The sequence below is a fragment of the Arthrobacter sp. OAP107 genome, assembly GCF_040546765.1.
Lineage (GTDB): Bacteria > Actinomycetota > Actinomycetes > Actinomycetales > Micrococcaceae > Arthrobacter.
In genome coordinates this window covers 3,215,706-3,234,342 of the sequence record NZ_JBEPOK010000001.1, presented here as the reverse complement: position 1 = coordinate 3,234,342, position 18,637 = coordinate 3,215,706, and the positions used below count along the sequence as shown (strand labels likewise).

Genomic DNA, 18,637 nt, shown 5'->3' with positions numbered 1-18,637 from the left:
CCTGTCGCGGAACCGGATCCGCAACGGCCGACGGAGTTGGCTCCAGACGTCGCGACGAGCACCTCGAGCGCGACGACGGCGGTAGCTCCGTCGTCGACTCCCACCATCAAAGGCAGCGATATGTCAGCCTCACCCCGGACCACCGACTATCGCAAGCTCGCCTCCGCGGCAGCCAAGACGATCTACACGTGGGACACCCGCACCTCCTCGTACTCAGACGTCTACTCACAGCTTCGCAACTGGTGGAATGTGCTGCCGGACGGATCCAATCCTCTTACGGTGTTGGTGCAAGAGTTCGAAGCCACGGGGATAAACGCCGGCACTTATGCTTCCCTTGTCGGACAGCAGGCCCACCGAACCGCGGCGGTCCAATCGCTGCGGTGCGACTTCGAGTTGGCGAAGGTGCGGGAGCGGCCGGCGCCCTGGGCGGGACTACACGTGTGCACTGTCTCCCTTCGCGTTCTGGACCAAACGAGCTCTTCCCGGAACATTTACACAGCGCCCGTGAGCGTCATGATGAACTGTCCGCCGGCCGACACAGCCCCTCAGGATCATTGCGTTATGGTCGGGTTCTACGCTGCGGCAAATAGGATCGTCTACTGATGGCGGCACCTGCCATTGTTGCGGCCCTGGCCAAGCGCCGTCTGATTTTTCGGGCGTCGGCGGCAGCTGCCACAGGGCTGGTTGTGGCTGGTGCTCTGGCATTTTCCGCCTGCGTGGCAGCGCTCGGGATCATTCCTGGGGGCGACTCGCCTATATGTCCTTCCGACGGGCCGGGGACCGATCCACTGAGCGTTGATTCTGACAGCCAAGGTCCAGCGAGTCTGTCTGCCCGGCAATCTGTCGTTGCAGGGCAGTACATCTCAGTCGGAAAACAATTGAGCGTACCTCGCGATGGCCAGATCATCGCGATCATGATGGCTTTGCAGGAATCCAGTCTCAGAGTGCTGGCGAACTCGAACGTTCCTGCCTCGCTACGATTCCCACATGACGGCGTCGGCAGCGACCATGATTCTCTTGGCACCGCCCAACAACGTCCGGCGGCCGGCTGGGGAACTATCGAGCAGCTGATGGATCCCGCGTATAACGTCCGAGCGTTCTATGGCGGTCCAAGCGGACCAAATCACGGCAGCCCTCGCGGGTTGCTGGACATCCCGGGCTGGCATTCCATGAGCAAAGGGCAGGCTGCACAGGCCGTCCAAGTGTCGGCGTTTCCAGAACTATATGCCCGATGGGAGCCCGAGGCATCCGCCATAGTAGATGCACTCGACGGCGGTGCTGCCGTAACTACCTGCATCGAAACGGCGAGCGCGCCACAGCCAAAACTCCAGCACACGAATCTCAGCCAGATCCGAAAGGATATTCTGCGGTTCACACGAGAAGGTGTGGGCGGCAAATACGTGTGGGGCGGCACAGCGTTCAAGGCGTGGGACTGCTCAGGCTATGTCCAGTGGATATATCGCCAGGCAGGAATCAATCTGCCACGCGTGGAGCAGTGGAGGGTGGGCGTAAGGACTCGCGCGCCGCAGCCGGGAGACCTAGTGGTCCAGAATGCGCAGGGGCCGACCAACTGGGGACACGTAGGTATTTACGCCGGCGACGGCAAGATGTACAGCGCGCTCAATCCTGCGGTCGGCACGTTGCTGCACCCGATCACCTGGAATTCGGATACGGCGTACTTTGATCTGCTGACGTGACTGTCCTGCGGAAATCAACTCCACGCGAGGACGCGGTCCGCTGCTATCGGCCCTGTCTCGCATCGGGCCTGCGTCGCCCCTGGGCGCACCCCGGCATTCTGTTTCTGGATGAGTCGTCAAAATACCAAGGAATCACTAGTGCACGGTCAGCGCTAGGACCGAAATCGTCGGCGCTGTTCGGTAGCGTTGGTACATGCGCGCAATTGACCTTGAAGCCAGAGTAATCTCCGCCGTAGATCGAATCCGGGCTGGCCAACAGGTTGAAAACGATCACATCGAGTGCAAGCGCACCTGGCCGCAGGATAGTAAGGCGCGGCAGTTAGCCGGAAGCCTCAACCGTGCTGGAGGAGATCCGGTAGTCTACATCATCGGCATCGATGAAAACACTGCACAAATTCACGACGTTTCGGGGACCGACATTCACGACTGGTGGTCGCAGATCACGCCCAAGTTCGACCAGATTCCTCCGGAAATGGTCCGTCATATCTCGGTCCCCGTCGGTGAAGATGGTGAGCACGTTGTTGCCGTCGCATTTGCATCAGATCGTGCCCCGTACGTAGTGAAGACCGGCAGCCCAAACCCAAGCTTGGAAGTTCCGATGCGGGAAGGCACGGGTACAAGGACTGCGCGACGTGACGAGCTACTACGCCTGCTGATCCCGGCGGTTCGTCTACCGCAAATCGTTGTTTTGGAAGCACGACTTCATGGCGAGTACTTCCCTCCAGCACAGCTTGGTAAGAGCACTGAAGAGTTGACGTGCTCAGGCCAGATCAAGATCTACGTGGAGCACAACGGCCATGACATCGTCACGCTCCCCGCACACGGAATGCGGGGAAAGGTCACAATTGAGGGCGAGAAGTACGACTTGGACATCAAACCGCCGAGCGAGCATGCGACTGTCCCCACAGGTACACAAACCTTTGGCTATCAGCGACCCAGCGATGGCGTCACCCTGACCGGGCCTCGGGCTGTCCCGCTTCAGTTGAACGTCCGCGGCCTCACGCCCCAGCAGACCCAGTCACTCGTGCAGGCGGACGCACTGGAACTAGATATTGCGCTTGAAGTGTTGCATTCGATATCGCCGCTCAAGATACACGCCGTCTTGGATCGGGACGGTGCGAGCAACGTCGGTGTATCAGAACTGGATGGCATCTACAGCCAGAGCTGGACACCGGGGAGTTGGTGTGTTGCGCACCCGGGACTGCCATTCGATGACTGATCTTTCCGGACTCCGATAAGGGCGGAGTGACCAGTATTGGCAAGGGCGTTTGACTGCCAGAGGAGAAAATGACGCCTGGAAGTCCCGAGCCCGATTGGGACACTCCTTTTGCTCTCGTGCACTTGCGTGATCTGAAGGGGTAGCCGCTACAGGCCGCTCTTACCTTTCCACTCCTCAGGAGTGACCCTCTTGATGCTCGACGAGTGCGCCCAGCCCATGTGGTACTTGCCGGACGGATCCAGCCACTCGATCAGGCCATAGGTGTGCGTCCACGCCACAGCCTTACCGTAGATGCCGCTCACATAGACCAGCGGGCGGCCATACTTGGGGAAGTCTCTGACCGGAGCAGGGTCATCAATCGGCCGGCTCTTGTTGGCGTCCAAGCGGGCCATCATCCGCTCGATGTCGTCAGGGGAACCACTCTTGATCACAAGACCAATCTTAGAACATATATTCGAACACGGTCAGCTTGCGGCCCGTCCGAGGTTGCAGGGTCAGTGCTGGGAGAGACCGTTAGGTCTAGATCTGCAGAAATTACGACTAGTCATGTAGCCCACTGTCACCGCCTCCATGAACTCGTGAGCCAATCTGCTCATTCCCATGGAAAACGACAGACGGAGTGCCCGATGTTTCTCGCAGCGGTGGATCCTGGCATCACCCCAAACGCAGATTTCCCATTTCTTGATTCGCTCAAACAGATCGGTGGCGGCATCCTGGTCGGCGCCTTCATAGTGATCGCCATCGTGGCGATAATCGGAGCCGCGATGCTCCTGGCGGGCAAGCTGAGCCAGTCCTCGCGATTGGCGTCAGGCGGCGGCATGATCTTGCTCTGGACCGGACCTGTGGCTGCCATTCTGGGCGGCATCAACGGCTACATCCTGTGGTCCCAGACGGCGTTCCCGCTCGGGTTCTAGGTCGCATCGATAATGCCGGTTCAGTGTGATCTGAATGGATGGTGGCCGCCCGGCTGTGGTCTCGTCTCCCAAGCGAACGACGGTGTCCAGAGCTCCATCACCTCGTTCTTTGCGAGCGTTCTCGAGAACGTCGCTTCGTGGATCTGGTCCTTCATCACTGGTGCATTTGGTGTCTCGGACGTCGATGATTCCCAGTGGGATTCCGTGGTGGGACTGACGAACTGTTGGGTCGTCGTCATGATGACACCGCTCGTCATTGCCATGATCCTCCAGCTATTGTCGGGCCTGATCAGCCAGCAGCCGCGCCGTTTGGTGCGGGCTTTGGTTGGTGGTGCCGTCGCCGTTCCCATGGTCGCCGGTGCTGTTTACCTGGTTCGCCAGCTCACCAAGGTCGGTGATGACGCCGCCACCGCGCTCTTGGACACCCTGGATACGGATCCCTATGTCCTGTTTATGCGGCTGTTCGGCTTCGAGAAAGCACCCAAAGACTCTGGGAGGGACTGGAACGTCGTCTCGTTGGCCCCCGGATCGAGTGGCGGCGCTGGGGGAGCAGCCGTCGTCACGGCTATGGCCGTCATCGTCGTCTGGATTCTCGCGTTCATCCTGATGTGCTCGATGATCTTTCGGTCCTTCGCGCTCATCCTGCTCGCGGCCGTAGCCCCTGTCGCTCTCATGCTCATGCCCTGGGAGAAGACGCATTCATGGGCACGAAGGTGGGGCGAGATCGTCGTCGCCCTGCTCATAGCCAAGCCTCTCGCCGCAACCGTGTTGGCCGTGGCCATCAAGCTCTTCGCCGAGTCGAAGTCATTCGCCGGACTTAGCGCTGGTGTCGTAGGCATGGCCTTGGCCTGCGGCGCACCGCTGATGGCCTTGCGCCTAGTTAGTTTCGCCGGCGGTGAGCTGGCCGCCGCCGCACAAACAGCTGGCGGCGGCCACGTACTTTCCCGGAGTTCCGGTTTTGCCGCCCGGCAGATCAGCCGACAGACCGGCGGCCGCTTCACCCTCGCGGCATTGGCCAGCCGCTCTGCCATGAGTCGCCCGATCCAGTCGAGCAAGACACAGTTCCCCACGCGCGCTCTGCCGCCAAGAGTGCCGTTGCCGGGTCAAATAACGGGCTCTTCGCCGACGGGGGCTTCCGGCGGGAACGCGACTGCCTTAATGCTCGACGGCGGTACGCCGCCTCAGGGGGCGCCGCTTCCGCGAGCCCGAAGTGACGTGAGGGAGTCTTCTGAGGTAACCCCAGGACCGTTGCTGGGCAGCTCGCCAACTGCTCGAAAAGGCGAGCGCAGCGAGTCACATCCGACGCCGACGCCGTCGGCCGCCAGCGCTGTTTCCCCAACGGTGACTGCACCGTCCGCTCCTCTTCGTCCCCAAACCACCGCCAAGCCTCCGATTGACAGGGATGACCATGCCTGAAAACTCACGGGCCCTCGAGGCCGTCAAATTCCCCCGGTACGAGCGACGCGGGCTATTCATGGGTCTGAAGTGGTACCAACTGCTCCTGCTCGCGGCCGGTGTTCTCGTGGCCAGCGTGGCTTCGGCAGTCCACGGACCCGTAGGCATATTCAGCTCGGGACCGTTGTGGCTGGCCCTCATACTTCTTGGACTCCTGCAGTACTCAAGGATTCCCTACCCGGTGTGGGTCAGCCATGGCGTGCTGTTCTTTTACAGGGTTGCCCTCAAGCAGACACGCTTCCTACTTCGGCCGGAGCGACCTGTCCTGGCTGGGCGGCTGGCGCTTCCCGGTGGATTGGGGAACCTGGAGCTGCGCCGCACTTCCAGAGGGGAATCGTTTATCTGGGACTCCCGTGGCGGGGAGGCAATAGCTGTGCTGCGCTGTAGCACCAAGTCATTCGCGCTGATGGACGGCGAAGATAAAGCCTGGGCGGTGCAGGCGTGGTCCAGAGTGCAGGCAGGGCTCGCCCAGCGGAGCAGCGTGGCCAGAATTGCCGTCCAGGACTGCACGGTCCCATATCCCGCCACCGCCCTGCGCGACTTTTATGAGCACGCCGTCGGGCGGCAACCCGACAATACCGAAGAACTCACATGGGGTGAACGCTCGTACGAGGATCTGATCGCTGCGGCCGGCTCTGCGATGAGTCACGAACTATTGCTCGCCATCGTTCTGGACACTTCCAAGGCCCGACGCCGGATCAGGGAGGCGGGAGGAGGGCTCGTCGGTCTCGAACGGGTGCTGCGTCTAGAGGTCGAGGCGATCACCACGGCCCTGGGAACGCATAGCGTCAGCGTCGAAGAGTGGCTGCCCGAGGGCAGCATTCTCGACGTCGTTCGTGCTGCCTTCGATCCTGCAGCTGTAGCGAAGGCTGACAAGCACCCGGTCGTCGCCGCAACACTGACAGGGCACGACAGTGAGCCAGATTCCCTGGCTCCCACCGTCCTCGCGGCGCCCATGGCGGTTGAGGAGCACTGGACCTACGTGCGGACCGATACCGGCTTCCATCAAACGTTCTGGATCGCCGAATGGCCGCGGCAGAAGGTTTTTCCGGGCTTTCTTCACCCGCTTATTTACGTCGGTGAGTTCCGCCATACGGTGACTGAGGTAATTCGCGCCGTGCCGACTACTGAAGCACTCCGAGACATCCGCTCTGCCCAGGAAGCCCATGAGACCCGGCGACGGATCAACACGCGCTTCGACAGGCCTCTTACCCGCGAGCAAAAGGCTGAGGAAGAAGAAGTCGCACAGCGGGAGGAAGAGATCATCGCCGGCCACGGCGATGTTCGGCCTGCTGCGTACGTGACGATCACTGGGACAACCCTTGAAGATCTTGCCCGCCACCGTCAAGAGCTGGAGTCGGCCGCGGCGGGCGCCTTTGTCGAATTGCGCCTACTGGCCGGCCAACAATGGGCGGCGTTCGTGGCAGGGGCTCTCCCGTTCGGAAGGGGGCTGCGATGAGGCGCTCCATGCATGCCGTTCAGTACCTGCCTTCAGGCACCAAGCGAAGAGGACCGAAGGAACGACCCCGGCTCGAGGCGCACGCCGAAAACCGCTCCGCCCTGTTTAGGACCTTGGGGGAGAAGTTCGGCGCCCGGCTGGATGACAGCGAGCGCGGCGGCGACTGGGGGAGCCGGGAACGGAACTCCCTGCGGGGTCCGCACCGCCTGCGCCCGGCACCACACCGCGCATCCACCATGACTTTTGCGGCAGCCTACCCGTTCATCACGGAGTCCGGACTGGGCCACGAAGGAACCTACATCGGCACAGACGTCTTCGGTTCGGGGGCTTTCTCCTACGACCCATGGATCCTTTACGACAAAGGCGTCATCAGTGGCCCGTCCATCGTTGTCATCGGCACGGTGGGGACCGGGAAGTCCATGTGCGGAAAATCCCTGGTGGCCAGGTCGATAACGCTTGGGCGGAAGGCCGCCGTTGCTTCCGATCCCAAAGGTGAATGGGTCGCCGTCGCCAACGCGGTTGGCGGCAAGGTCATTTCTGTCGGCCCCGGTCGCCCAGCGCGTGTTAACCCACTCGACGCCGGACCGCGGTCCAGTGCCCTGACCGAGGCACAGTGGCAGGCAGTGGTTCGTCAACGCCGTCGTTACCTTCTGGTGGCGTTGGTCTCCCTAATGCGGCAGGGTACGCCCCTGCGCCCCGTGGAGCATACCGCCTTGGACATGGCGCTGACCGAGACGGTCGCAGAGAACTCGAATCCCACATTGCCGATGGTCCTGGATCACCTGCTTAATCCCTCCAAGGAAACGATTGGGCTGGTTGGCAAGGATGGCGGCCTGGCAGTCAGCCACTCGCTGCGGCGCACAGTCTCTGGCGATTTGGAAGGCATGTTCGATGCTCCCTCCACCGTTGCCTTCGACGCCGACGCACCCATGATGGTCATGGACACTTCAGCACTAATCGGTGCCTCCGAACAAGCGCTGGCGCTCGCAGCCGCGTGCGGAGCTACCTGGCTGGAGGCGGCCGTCACCAATCCCGACGGCGGCAAACGGCTTGTCGTATACGACGAAGGCTGGCGCATGCTGGCCGACCCATACATGCTCGCCAAAATGAGTGAACAGTGGCGGCTGGCGCGTACATACGGGATCGCGAACCTGCTCATCATGCACAAGGTGGCTGACCTGAACGAAATCGGCGACAGCACCAGCGGCCATCGGCAAAAAGCCCTTGGCCTGCTCACCGAAGCTGATACCAGGATCATCTACCGGCAGAAGCACGACGCCATGCGCCTGACTAAGGAAGCACTCGGTCTGTCGGAGGCCGAGTGCGAGCACGTCGAGAACCTCCCGAAGGGCGTTGGACTCTGGAAAGTTGGCAACCGGTCCTTCATCGTGGCGAACCGCGTGACGACCGATGAGTTGGAAGTCTTCGGCACCGATGCCCGAATGATCTGAGGCAACCCATGACTTCCCGTCGAGGTACCGAAAACCCCTTGGTCACTGCTGGCCTTGTAGCGACCGCCGGTTATATTTGCCTCTGCTTTCTGGTTCAGGCGGCTGCAAATCTTCTCGTGACTTGGCACTGTGGCAGCAGTACACCGTCGCCATTCAACCCTGCAGCCGCCGTCGGGCTCTTCGCTGGCCGAATCGATTGGATCGTTCGGGAACCACAGAAGTGCGACGTCGGAACAAACGACGTCTGGTGGGTCGTTGGTCCCGTGCTGCTGATACTGGCTGCGCTCGCAGCCGGGTCTGTCTTGCTCTGGCGGAGATGGAAGCAATCCGGCGCATGGTTGCGGCAGGACATCCTGAACCGCGAGGGCATCGCCCGGCGGGCTGAGATTCAGCAGGATTTTGGAAGCAGGGCTGTCCGAAGACGAGGGAAGGTGACTAGGCCCGGACTGACCAAGCCCCGGATCCAGGATGTGGCTTGGACGCTGGGCCGTTCCCGTGGCGTCACGATCCATGTCTCCACGGAAGAGTCGATGGTCATCCAGGGTGCTCCTCGCTCAGGCAAGGGCCTTTACGTAGTCATCAACGCCATCCTCGATGCGCCGGGCGCTGTGGTGACGACCTCCACACGGGCTGACAACCTGGCCGTCACCATGAAAGCCCGTGCTACTGGCGGCGGCCGGCCGGTCACTGTGTTCGATCCACAAGGAATGTCCGGATTGCCGTCCACCCTCCGCTGGTCACCGGTGCGCGGATGTGAAAACCCCGACATCGCGACCCGCCGCGCGCTGGTTATCACCGCGGACACCGAGATGAAGGGTGAAAACGCCGCGTGGCAAAAGCGCTCTTTGATCATCCTGCAGTGCCTTCTCCACGCCGCTGCCTTGTCTGGTGAAGGAGTCCGCGCGTTTCGCCGCTGGTCGTCCAGCCCTGTCTTGGCGCGAGAGGCGCTCGAAATCCTTAGCCGAAAGGAAGCAGCTTTGGGATGGCAGGCGGATTTGATGGGCATCCTGGAGGACGATCCAAGAAATACCTCCAACTCGTGGATTGGTGTCTCGGCTGCCGTGGCCCCGCTGTCCTCGCCGAAGGTGCTTTCCGCCTTAGATCCCCAGGATGAATCCGAGGAATTTGATCCCAAGAGGTTCATCCGGGACTGCGGCACACTTTATCTGATCGGCACCCGGGCAGGCGCCGCTGCGGCTGGGCCTTATCTGTCGGCTTTGATTGACGACATCGACAACGCCGCCCGTGAGATGGCGTTTGTTGCTCCAGGCGGCAGGTTGGACCCGCCCTTGTCCCTGATCCTGGACGAGATCGCCAACCTGGCCCCATGGCCGGGGCTTCCCATTGTTCTCTCCGACGGCGGTGGTATCGGCATCTCCACTCTTGTTGTCCTGCAGTCCCTCTCGCAGGCGCGCACCGGCTGGTCCGTCGACGAGGCAGCTACGATCTGGGACTCAGCAATCATCAAGGTGATTTTCGGCGGCGGCTCCGACGAACGTGATTTGCGCTCGCTGGCCGGGCTCCTGGGGGAGCGGAGCATCACGCTCAACACTCGGTCCTGGTCCGCGCAGGGGCGTCAGACCGGCGAACAAATACGAGAAAGCCCGGTCCTGCCGCTCCACGAGATCCGGCGTCTGCCAGCAGGCACCGCCCTGATGCTAGGGCGGCGCAGCCGCCCAATCCTCCTCGACCTGCGCGAATGGCACAAGCGAAAAGACGCGGCCGAGCTTGGGCGGTCTAAACGGGAGGTCGAACAGGCCCTGGCGGACGGCCATGTTATGCGACAACAAGCAACAGGTGAGGTGAGCGATGACCAGCCGTGACGACGTCGAACGCTTTGAGATCCCATCAGCCGGAGCGGAAGACGATGAACTGACGGCGGAGCTCTTCCGCTCCGCGTTCCGGCCGCCCAGCCGGCCAGCCGGCGTAACGCATCGCTGGCGGGAGCTGACCGCAGAGCATTCCCCGAACGCGTGGGCTGCTCTGGCGGCCTGGGTCCGGTGGCTCGTGGGCACCTATCAGCTGACAACATCCGTGGTTCCGGATTGCTGGTGGCGTCACTCCGAGATCGTTGCCGAGCTCTACGCACTACAACGGGCGGAACTGGCCTCTTACGGCGGCGACGATTCTGGGTTCGGACCCCTGGCCTTCCACGAACGGCTGCCTCACGCTGTCGAACGTCTACGGTCACATACAAGGACAGCTGGCTGTGTCGGCTTGCAGGCCCACAAGGACCCAACGCCGAGAACTTTGCCCACGGACGCACCAGAATTCATCGAGTGGCAGACCGCTCCCCATCAGCTCGGGGTCGAGTTCTAAAGTCAGGCCGTTGCCGGCACTGAGGACATGAATAGATATCCGCCGGATCGCCCCGGCGGAACCCAAGAAGCACGGAAGGCGGCTGTCATGGCCCCTGAACCAGATAACGCATGGAGTGACATGGCGGCAGATGTGCAGCCAGTCACCAGCGAATCCGGTGCGCGGATGACGCCGGAAGAGCGCATCTTCACTTTGACCGAAGGGCTCCACAGAATCCTGGAGAAGGCTGTGGAGTCCCCCTCGCACTGGCAGGTCCTGCTCGACGCCTCAGCAACGCTCTGGCGGTACTCGGGCGGCAATGTTGCCCTGCTCATGATGCAGATGGCCCAACGCGGCACCGAGGAACCGACCCTGGTCGCCGGGTACAAGGAATGGGCCCGCCACGGACGGACCGTGTCCAGGGGGGAACACGCGCTCTGGGTGATCGCGCCTCGCACCGCCCGAGTCCAGCAGGTGACCCTGCCCGACGGGACCCTGCAGCGCATCCCTGCGGGCGGGCAGCTGCCCCAGGGCGCCGTCGACCAGGGCAAGAAGACTCTCATCACCGGCTGGCGGGGCCAGGCTGTCTTCGATGTCTCCCAGACAGAGGGAGACCCGCTGCTGGTGCCACGCGGCGGTGCTGATTCGGTGGTAGACGCTGCTGAGCTGTGGAGCTCGCTCCAGACTGTGGCGAGCAGCCACGGTTTCAAGGTTGATGTCACCGCGGCGCAGTACGGGCTAACGAGTGGCTTTACGGATTTCGCCGAGCACCGGGTCCAGGTTGGTGCCTGGCTCAGCCCTGAAGAGCGAACAGCAGTCCTCGCACACGAGATCGGACATGTGCTCCTCCACGGACCAGATGACGGGCTGGGGCGACTCTACGGCAGCAGCGCCGACCACCGCGGGCTGGCTGAGGTAGAGGCTGAATCCGTGGCCTATACAGTGCTGAAGGCACACGGGATCGACCGCGGCCCCCAATCTGCAACATATCTGGCCGGTTGGGCTGACGCCGTCCTCGATGCGGAACGGGATGTGATGTCCCAAGAAGGGGCCGGCAAGCGTCCGGTTTCACGCGTGGACATCGCAAAATCGGTGCTGGGCCGTGTCACTGCCGCCAGCAAAGGAATTCTCGAAATCGCCCACCCGCCGGGGTTCGGCGGGAAGATCACGGCCATCGACGCGGATCCTCGGTTGAGTCCAACGGCGGCATACGTCGGGTTGGGAGGACCCGCGACCCCGGACGGGCCGGTGATGGCAGGCCCTTAAGTTCGACGGCATCTATCTGTCCGGCGGGAAAGTCCCACCGGCTCGTGGAAGGACAAGGAAATGAGTACCAAGATCCCGATCAATATTGCGGGCAACCTCGTTGCCGACCCTGAATTGAGCGTAGGCGAAAGCGGTGTGGCTCACGCCAAGCTGCGCGTCGCCGTCAACCAGCGAGTCCAGGGCGCGGACGGCACCTGGCAGGACGGTGAACCCGTCTTCCACAATGTGTCGGCGTTCCGGGCGCTGGCGGAGAACGCTGCGACCTCGCTGAAGAAGGGTGACCCGGTCACAGTGGCAGGTGAGCTGGAGTTCCGCTCCTACGAGAAGGACGGCGAACGCCGCGAAGCCCGCCGTATCGTGGCCGACACCATCGGTCCGGATCTGCGTTTCGGCACCGCGGCGTACCAGCGGTCGTCGCATGCTGCAGTGACGGCGCCCGCCCCTCAGGTTCAGGCCGGACGCGAGGCGGCCCCGGTAGAACCTGAGGTACCGGCCTACAACGTCTCACTGAAGGGTCCGGTGTTCTTGCCGCACAGAGGCCAAGCGGCGGGGAATCAGATCAGCTTCTAGGCGCTGAATTGGGCCGTGATATTTCGTGGCCTGACTGGAGGGAAGAGTCGGAAGGCAAGCTTGGCTGCCTTCCGACTCTCCTTTTAACACCACCCACGCGTTAACACCACCCACGCGGCAGCGGAACCTTGGATCTGCGGACTCTCACCCACCCATGAGGCGGTCCGCCGCCTATAAGCGGGCCCCAGAGGACGTCGACTTCAAGCATGTTCTAGAAGGCTGGCTTTCGGGGCCGTGCTCAGATGCCTTCTATATCATGCGGGAAGGATTTGGTGCGTTGGTCTAGAGTTTAGTAATTGTGCAGTTGCACTTGGGGTGCAGGGGATCGCGGGGGAAGTTGGTTTGGCAAAGCATGACAAGGTGACGCGTGGGCAGTTTCGCGTCCATGACGACGGCGTCAAGGAATGCGCTGACTGTTACAAGCCGCCGGCTGTGAAGATGTTCGTCGATGACGCAGACCGCGTTCGGGGTATTACTCGTACGTCCTTCTGCGCAGATAAACCGGTCGGCTTCAGCATCGGCCTAATGACCTACTCATCGGTCCGAAAGCAGGACGTCGATGTCATACGGGCCTGCTCGTCGCATGCCAACTACCACGTCCACCACTGGCACCACCTCCGAGTGTCGGAGACAAAAGTCGTCGAAAAGTACCCCTTGGACTCGCCTGATGATGTAATGAGAGCCTACGGAAGTGCTACAGCGAACATCTACCCGCGCTACGAGGAGTGGATCACTGAATGGAGCAGGAAGGTATGAATTCATCCCGCGCTGATGCGGCACGCCGTGTCTCTATGCTTATGCTGAACCCCCAATTCCATAGAGATATGGAAGCGCAGAATGTTCTTGACCAGGACGGGGAAATTCCGATGGTCGTTACAGGCTCCGATGAGTCTGCCATTATTGCTATTCACCGGATGGAGCGTGTCAAAGCCTCTCGAATAGTGCTGGCAACAGCATTCGACGGTCGCGTTCATGTGGTTTATGTAACCCACGAAGATTCGTCCTCCGATGCCTCTCATGACGTCGCTGACGTTGTGGGTGGAATGACCGTTCGCGATTGGTTCGAAATGATGCGGATAAACCCGGGTCGCACATATCATTGTTCTGGATCTGACATCATGTCTGCTGCCGCTGCCTCTGAATATGCCGTGGCTTAGAATGGCGCTGTTGTCTCTTTAGATCAAAAAGAAATAGCCCCGTCACTTCAATCGTGACGGGGCTATTTCTTTTTAGATATGGTGCGCATAGATCGGGAATGTCCCAAAGGGCCCCGAAGGCTACGATAGCCGATAGCTTACAGACGGTCAGGAAATCAGAAGCCTTAGAGCCTGGGAAGCCGGAGTCGATCAGAAGCGTGATATCGGGTATCTGCCAACGATTCTCTGGCCGCCTCCGGAGCCCATGCAAGACAATCTGAAGCAACTACATAGTACGTCGCGGGCCACGGTGCACCCGGCATGATTTGGGCAGCATCCGGCGATATTAGTAGCACGGAGCCTGGCCAAATGGGTTCACTTAGTGCCTCGAGCCAGGCTGCCTGGATGTGGTCAAAGCGATTCCACTTGATGGTGATCCACGATCCTGTGGGCTCAAGAGCGTCAACGCTTAAAACGGAGATCTCTGCCGTCGTGCCGTGAATGCGCTTTGCCTCATCAAAGTTCTTCCACTGTTCCTTTGCCTTCTCCATCCAAGTATGGAGATGGCGTACCCGGGTCAACCAGATTTGACTCACAGTGGTGGCAGTGAGAAGGAACGCAGCTCCCAGCACCAGTAATACCCACGACGGTTGCATGTTCGCTGCAACGGCCGCTGCAAGACAAGCTAGGCCGACGAGTATGGCCACACTGGGCAGGACCAGTGCGGGTGTCGCAAGCTTCGGCTTCAGGACTGGGTTCGCAATCATGGGTTCCTTCGCGCCCAGTCTAGAGTTGCCATCCGACATTGATAAGGCGGTCCTCCAAATTAACCGGTGCATAGGCGCATGCCGGGGCCTCACCACGTCTGGCTGGTGGGTTAAAGTCTTCACTGATGATCCGGCCAATGCGTGCATATTGTTCCGATTGCTCCCACTCGAAGCTTGCCGGTCCGGGTCCCAGCGGCAGCGGCGAATCGTTAAGGCCCCAGCGGTCCCGATAAATCGCTGTCTGGCGTATCGCGTTGTGTGCGGCCTCGTGATCGATGTCCGGCCCCATGCGCTCTAGAAGGTTCCGCTTCCATTCGGTGTCGCACATGACTGCCTCTCTGACGACGTCGTCCATCCTGCTCCTCATCCGGGCCTGCACCTGCTGGAGCAAGTCAGTCAGCTCGCGCCTTGAGGAGTTCACCGGTGCCAATGGATCGTTTTCAACGGCCGGCATCCCGGCCAAGAATTCCTGGAACCTGGCGTGTATGACGGCAGCCACGTCTTTGGCGGAGTCGGTGGTGGTGAGGGCGCTCGTCACGACGCGCTCGGCACTTGGCCGACTAACATCAACGGAGCGACGCCATGCTGTAACCGTTGTGCCCCAAGCAGCTGAGCGCTGCAGGTGTGACGCTAGCCCGGGGGAGTGTCGCTCGAGGAGTGCCGCCAGGTCCTCAGCGGCTGCAATTTGTGCGAGGTAATCGTACTCTGCACTTAGGCGCTCTAAGCTATCTGCTTTCAACTTCTCCGAGTCGCGGACTTCGTGCGCCGTCCTTTCTGCGCCTTCGGCAGCAAGGACCTCGCCTAGGATCTGTTGCCAGGACGGCTGCAGAGCCGGATCCAGGGGCTCGTCATCCGCGGGGTCGGTCTCGCTGACGTAGGCGTGATTCCCGGTGCGTCCGCGGGTCATGCTCACATACAGCAGCTCTCGTGTGAGACGCCCCTGCGTGACGACGGTGTGTCCGGTATCCACGGTGAGCCCCTGCGAACGGTGGGCAGTTGTCGCATATCCCAGCTCGACTGAGGTACCAACGTAATCGCGGTTCAAGTAGAGTGTCGCACCCGTGTCCCGGCGAACGGCGGTGAGAGAGCCGTCGCGCTTGTCCGCACGTACGACGTCGAGCATGGTTCCGTTCCGGATGAAGTCTCCGCTGCTGTCCACGACGGCGCGGTCATTCCGGCGGGCGATGACAGTATCACCCCGGCCGGCTCGTGATCCGCCGCTGACCGCGACCGAGTCTTCCGCGTCTACGTCACCCTGGATCACCCGGTCGGCCTGGGCCCGCTGGTTGAGCATGGACACCGTGTCATTGTCGGCCGCGATGAGGATGGAGGCCTTGCCGGCTTTAGTATCCGCCTGCCAGCTGAGATAGGCCTGATCGACCGTGGCCAGGTACGTGCCGTGGTTCAGGCGCCCGTGCGAGTTGTACTCGGCGACGGCGGAGAAGTCACCCGAACGGAGCATCATTGATGCGTCTTGCTCCCAGGCCTGCTCGAACCGCCAGATCGTGCTCAGGCGCGCCGTCTTGCCTTGGCGGTCCAACCAGCCAAGGACGCCGCCGGCATCGATGGCATCCAATTGTCCCGGGTCGCCCACGAGCAGCACCTTCGCCCCGGCGTCCCGCGCCTGGTGTACGAGGGCTGCCAGCTGGAGCGTGGACACCATCGAGGCTTCGTCGACGACGACCAGCTGGTTTTCATGAAAGCGCCACCTGTCCTGCTCGGCAGTGAGCCATGAGGCCTGCTGTGCCAGCCGGACGGCCTGAGAGACATGACTCCCCACGTTCCTGGCGAGGCGTTGCTCCACATCGAAGTACTTTGCAGCCCTGTGGCCGGCTCCTTGGCCGACGGACTCATAAAGCCACTTGGCGACGTTCTCGGTGGCCAGCGCGAGGTCGCGTCCCAATACCTCCGCACTAGCAGCGGACGGGGCCAGCCCAACCACTGTGCCGGGCCCAAACGCCGTTTCCCAGGCTGCCCTGACCGCCCCGAGGGTTGTGGTCTTGCCAGTTCCGGCAGGACCCACGATCGCGTCGAGTCGGTTGCCGCTGAGCAGAACGTTGGCCGCAGCCGCACGCTGATCAGCGTGCAATTCAAGCTGTCCGCGGTGTTTATAGCTGGAGAGTGAATCCATGGTGACCGTCGCGCTTACGGCCGGGCCGCCGTCGTCGTTCCTTGCTTCCATGACGACGTCTTCATTCGCGAGAGTTCCCACGTCCGTGTAGACGAGGGTGCCGTGGAAATCGAAGACGCACTGATTGTTGAAGCGGATATCGGCTTGCGCCTCGACCGGCGCCGTGTAGCGGCGCTCGTTGAGCGGAACAGACTGGCTTTCCGCTGCGGTGGCCACGGCGTCGATCATGATGCTGCGGTCCTCGGCAGTCTGGCAGCGGATCTCGGCGCAGACGCGTTCGGCCTCAGCGAGGAGGTTCCACCGGTTCCAGGTGGAGCGTTTCATTGCCACACGCTCTCGTGCCAGCGACCCTACGGCGTCGATCCAGGACGGCGCGAAGTCAGCGGCGCGGAAGGGGGCTCTGCGCGAGCGTCGTACCGTGGCAGCGAGCACGTGCTCTGGCTCGAAGCCCTTGGCCATTGCACGAGTGCGCCACTGAGCTGAGAGCTGGTGCAGTGGTGTGACTGACTCGGCCTTAGCCGTGCGAGTTGAAAGGGTGGCCTGCTGCCGAAGCTTGATGACGGTTGTCGCGGACGGGGGAGCGCCATGCCCAGCGGTCCATTCAGCCACGAGCCGGTCGGTTTCGAGATCGATGAGGCGGGAACGGTTGGAGAACTCACGAATCAGCGCATCGTCGACGCCCGTGAGTTGTTGGCTGGGGTTGTGCGTGTTCGCCGTACGTGTGCGGAAGTCTGCTTCTGTACCGAGGTGCCGGTGAAGGGCGTCGAAGAGGAGACCGTTGTAGTGCTCGCTGGCGGCGACTGCAGCTTTGTAAAGCGTCCGTGAGTCCAGGGTGACCCATGCATCGTCAGTGATGCGCTGAACTCGGTTGGCGATGACGAGGTGAGTGTGTAGCTGCGGATCCCCGGCGCGAGATTCCCAGTGGTCGAAGGCAGCCGCTATTGCTCCGCGAGTTCCGATGTGGGCGACGCCGTTGCGGCCTGCCCTCGTGTGGATGACCGATGCTTCGAGCCATTGCAGGGTGGCAGTAACGGCGCTGTGGTGGCATTGGAGGATTTCGTTTTGGAGCGCGCGAGGACTCAGGGCCCAGAGGACGGAGACGGACTTGGGGACGCTGAAGGTGAGGTCAAATCCGACGACAGCGTGCCGTGTTTCGGTTTGTCCATGCTTGGTCTGGACGACCGTTGGTTGGCCATGTGGACGGCCCAGGGGAGTTCCGTGATCGGGGTGGGTGGCATGATCGAAGACGGCTTTGGCATCCGATTCAGTGACCATTTCTCCTGCTGAGCGGTTGATGCCCTGCAGGCCGGAGCCGATCCACCGTCCCTGAGGTGTTCCGGACTTCATGTAATACGAGGTGGCGTCGGCGGGTGTGATCAGTCGATCGTCCATCATGGTGGTCTTGAACAGGTACTTCAGCCCGGACTGCGCCGAGAGCCGGGCGATGGACATGGTCATGACTGCTGTTGTCCTCGGCGTGCGGAGCTGCTCCATCCCCTGCGCCGGAATAGCTCCTTCGTGCTGGGATCAAGCTCGGCGCCGGCGGCCCGACTGAGTGCCAGTAACCTGCCGGCCAGGTGGACTAAGTCCTGCGCATCACGATTCTGGGTTGTCTGGAACCCTGCCAGGTCGGCGCGAAGCTTCTTCAGGGTGACGTGCTGCTCGGCGTTCTCGGCTTTGAGGTCGTCGACGTTCGCAGATTGCAGTCGGAGTTGGGCACGGAGTGAATCCAGCAGCCGACTGTTGGGGATCTCGATTGCTGCCTGTGTGGCATCCCTTCCGGTATGGCGCGCTCGCGGTGCCTTCGCCGCGATGACGCATTCGTTACTTGGCTCCCCGGATGGAGGCGATGCTGACCCCGCGATGCGTTGCCGCCGTCGACGATCTCGCTGCCTGTCGGCACAGCGAGCGGAACAGAAGCGTTGTGTACTACGCCTCGCCTCGAAGGGCGCCTTACACTCGGCGCATGCTCTCCGGATCACGATGGTTCATCGGCGCGGATTCACCGTGCGACATGATCCCGCCGTGAGGTGACCTCACGGCGACCGCCTTGGATGCCAGAGGTGTGAGGCAGTTGATTGGCTAGCAAATAGCGCCCGTCTGGTGGCCCAGGCAGAATTCGACCGGGTTCGGATCTCTGGGAACCGATGCGGGGAAGACATTGGCTTCGGTAGATCGGCCGCGGAACGGCGTGCAGACGCCGTGCTGGCAGCAGCGCAGAACTGACCCACAGGCGCCCGCCGCCTTAGGCCGCGGTTGCCGCGCCTTCCGCCT

Annotated in this window: 16 protein-coding genes; 13 read left to right on the top strand and 3 right to left on the bottom strand. The window is 61.8% G+C overall.

Translation table 11 applies throughout. From position 1 onward, the window contains the following. Positions 1–120 precede the first annotated feature (120 nt). From ABIE00_RS14900 to ABIE00_RS14890, 3 genes are all read left to right on the top strand, one after another. A complete protein-coding gene (locus ABIE00_RS14900) occupies positions 121–603 on the top strand; it encodes a hypothetical protein (protein WP_354261527.1) in 483 nt (160 codons plus the stop codon). Continuing rightward, on the top strand, positions 603–1,697 hold the full coding sequence (locus ABIE00_RS14895) for a C40 family peptidase (RefSeq protein ID WP_354261525.1): 1,095 nt from the start codon (positions 603–605) through the stop codon (positions 1,695–1,697). The genes ABIE00_RS14900 and ABIE00_RS14895 overlap by 1 nt, the downstream gene beginning before the upstream one ends. Before the next feature lie 193 nt (positions 1,698–1,890). After that, a complete protein-coding gene (locus ABIE00_RS14890; protein ID WP_354261523.1) occupies positions 1,891–2,916 on the top strand; it encodes an AlbA family DNA-binding domain-containing protein in 1,026 nt (341 codons plus the stop codon). A 146-nt stretch (positions 2,917–3,062) separates the two neighbouring features. On the opposite strand, the gene ABIE00_RS14885 is transcribed toward ABIE00_RS14890, so the two are convergent. Next, entirely contained in the window at positions 3,063–3,347 is a 285-nt protein-coding gene (locus ABIE00_RS14885; RefSeq protein ID WP_354261521.1) for a hypothetical protein, read from the bottom strand. Positions 3,348–3,542: 195 nt separating this feature from the next. Here ABIE00_RS14885 and ABIE00_RS14880 point away from each other — a divergent pair, with 195 nt between their 5' ends. From ABIE00_RS14880 to ABIE00_RS14835, 10 genes are all read left to right on the top strand, one after another. After that, positions 3,543–3,830, top strand: a complete 288-nt coding sequence (locus ABIE00_RS14880; protein ID WP_307027158.1) for a hypothetical protein — start codon at positions 3,543–3,545, stop codon at positions 3,828–3,830. 12 nt (positions 3,831–3,842) lie between these two features. Then, positions 3,843–5,246, top strand: coding sequence for a type IV secretion system protein (locus tag ABIE00_RS14875; protein WP_354261519.1), 1,404 nt, complete (start codon positions 3,843–3,845; stop codon positions 5,244–5,246). Beyond that, positions 5,239–6,744, top strand: coding sequence for an SCO6880 family protein (locus tag ABIE00_RS14870; RefSeq protein ID WP_354261517.1), 1,506 nt, complete (start codon positions 5,239–5,241; stop codon positions 6,742–6,744). Before ABIE00_RS14875 ends, ABIE00_RS14870 begins: the two co-directional genes overlap by 8 nt. Beyond that, positions 6,741–8,195: a putative type IV secretion/conjugal transfer ATPase gene (locus ABIE00_RS14865; RefSeq protein ID WP_354261515.1), complete on the top strand. Its 1,455-nt coding sequence runs from the start codon at positions 6,741–6,743 to the stop codon at positions 8,193–8,195. The genes ABIE00_RS14870 and ABIE00_RS14865 overlap by 4 nt, the downstream gene beginning before the upstream one ends. 8 nt (positions 8,196–8,203) lie before the next feature. After that, positions 8,204–10,018, top strand: a complete 1,815-nt coding sequence (locus tag ABIE00_RS14860; protein ID WP_354261513.1) for a type IV secretory system conjugative DNA transfer family protein — start codon at positions 8,204–8,206, stop codon at positions 10,016–10,018. Then, on the top strand, positions 10,005–10,514 hold the full coding sequence (locus ABIE00_RS14855) for a hypothetical protein (RefSeq protein WP_354261511.1): 510 nt from the start codon (positions 10,005–10,007) through the stop codon (positions 10,512–10,514). Before ABIE00_RS14860 ends, ABIE00_RS14855 begins: the two co-directional genes overlap by 14 nt. A 120-nt stretch (positions 10,515–10,634) precedes the next feature. Continuing rightward, on the top strand, positions 10,635–11,759 hold the full coding sequence (locus ABIE00_RS14850; RefSeq protein ID WP_354261509.1) for an ArdC-like ssDNA-binding domain-containing protein: 1,125 nt from the start codon (positions 10,635–10,637) through the stop codon (positions 11,757–11,759). 60 nt (positions 11,760–11,819) lie between these two features. Beyond that, the gene (locus tag ABIE00_RS14845; RefSeq protein WP_354261508.1) at positions 11,820–12,329 is read left to right on the top strand and encodes a single-stranded DNA-binding protein; all 510 of its coding nucleotides are present in this window, start codon (positions 11,820–11,822) and stop codon (positions 12,327–12,329) included. Positions 12,330–12,671: 342 nt separating this feature from the next. Next, positions 12,672–13,085: a hypothetical protein gene (locus tag ABIE00_RS14840; protein ID WP_354261506.1), complete on the top strand. Its 414-nt coding sequence runs from the start codon at positions 12,672–12,674 to the stop codon at positions 13,083–13,085. Further along, a complete protein-coding gene (locus ABIE00_RS14835; protein WP_354261504.1) occupies positions 13,067–13,486 on the top strand; it encodes a hypothetical protein in 420 nt (139 codons plus the stop codon). Before ABIE00_RS14840 ends, ABIE00_RS14835 begins: the two co-directional genes overlap by 19 nt. A 164-nt stretch (positions 13,487–13,650) precedes the next feature. Here the strand turns inward: ABIE00_RS14835 and ABIE00_RS14830 are convergent, their stop codons facing one another. Both ABIE00_RS14830 and mobF read right to left on the bottom strand, forming a co-directional pair. Beyond that, positions 13,651–14,232 (bottom strand): hypothetical protein, encoded by a 582-nt coding sequence (locus ABIE00_RS14830; protein WP_354261502.1) that lies wholly within the window; start codon positions 14,230–14,232, stop codon positions 13,651–13,653. A gap of 19 nt (positions 14,233–14,251) precedes the next feature. Continuing rightward, on the bottom strand, positions 14,252–17,821 hold the full coding sequence (gene mobF / locus ABIE00_RS14825) for a MobF family relaxase (RefSeq protein WP_354261500.1): 3,570 nt from the start codon (positions 17,819–17,821) through the stop codon (positions 14,252–14,254). Between the last annotated feature and the right edge of the window lie 816 nt (positions 17,822–18,637).

What these genes read in the sequence shown, in the direction of transcription:
- ABIE00_RS14900 (WP_354261527.1), top strand. Translation starts at nt 121, where the DNA reads ATGTCAGCCTCACCCCGGACCACCGACTATCGCAAGCTCGCCTCCGCG.
- ABIE00_RS14895 (WP_354261525.1), top strand. Translation starts at nt 603, where the DNA reads ATGGCGGCACCTGCCATTGTTGCGGCCCTGGCCAAGCGCCGTCTGATT.
- ABIE00_RS14890 (WP_354261523.1), top strand. Translation starts at nt 1,891, where the DNA reads ATGCGCGCAATTGACCTTGAAGCCAGAGTAATCTCCGCCGTAGATCGA.
- ABIE00_RS14880 (WP_307027158.1), top strand. Translation starts at nt 3,543, where the DNA reads ATGTTTCTCGCAGCGGTGGATCCTGGCATCACCCCAAACGCAGATTTC.
- ABIE00_RS14875 (WP_354261519.1), top strand. Translation starts at nt 3,843, where the DNA reads ATGCCGGTTCAGTGTGATCTGAATGGATGGTGGCCGCCCGGCTGTGGT.
- ABIE00_RS14870 (WP_354261517.1), top strand. Translation starts at nt 5,239, where the DNA reads ATGCCTGAAAACTCACGGGCCCTCGAGGCCGTCAAATTCCCCCGGTAC.
- ABIE00_RS14865 (WP_354261515.1), top strand. Translation starts at nt 6,741, where the DNA reads ATGAGGCGCTCCATGCATGCCGTTCAGTACCTGCCTTCAGGCACCAAG.
- ABIE00_RS14860 (WP_354261513.1), top strand. Translation starts at nt 8,204, where the DNA reads ATGACTTCCCGTCGAGGTACCGAAAACCCCTTGGTCACTGCTGGCCTT.
- ABIE00_RS14855 (WP_354261511.1), top strand. Translation starts at nt 10,005, where the DNA reads ATGACCAGCCGTGACGACGTCGAACGCTTTGAGATCCCATCAGCCGGA.
- ABIE00_RS14850 (WP_354261509.1), top strand. Translation starts at nt 10,635, where the DNA reads ATGGCGGCAGATGTGCAGCCAGTCACCAGCGAATCCGGTGCGCGGATG.
- ABIE00_RS14845 (WP_354261508.1), top strand. Translation starts at nt 11,820, where the DNA reads ATGAGTACCAAGATCCCGATCAATATTGCGGGCAACCTCGTTGCCGAC.
- ABIE00_RS14835 (WP_354261504.1), top strand. Translation starts at nt 13,067, where the DNA reads ATGGAGCAGGAAGGTATGAATTCATCCCGCGCTGATGCGGCACGCCGT.
- ABIE00_RS14830 (WP_354261502.1), bottom strand. Translation starts at nt 14,232, where the DNA reads ATGATTGCGAACCCAGTCCTGAAGCCGAAGCTTGCGACACCCGCACTG.
- mobF (WP_354261500.1), bottom strand. Translation starts at nt 17,821, where the DNA reads ATGACCATGTCCATCGCCCGGCTCTCGGCGCAGTCCGGGCTGAAGTAC.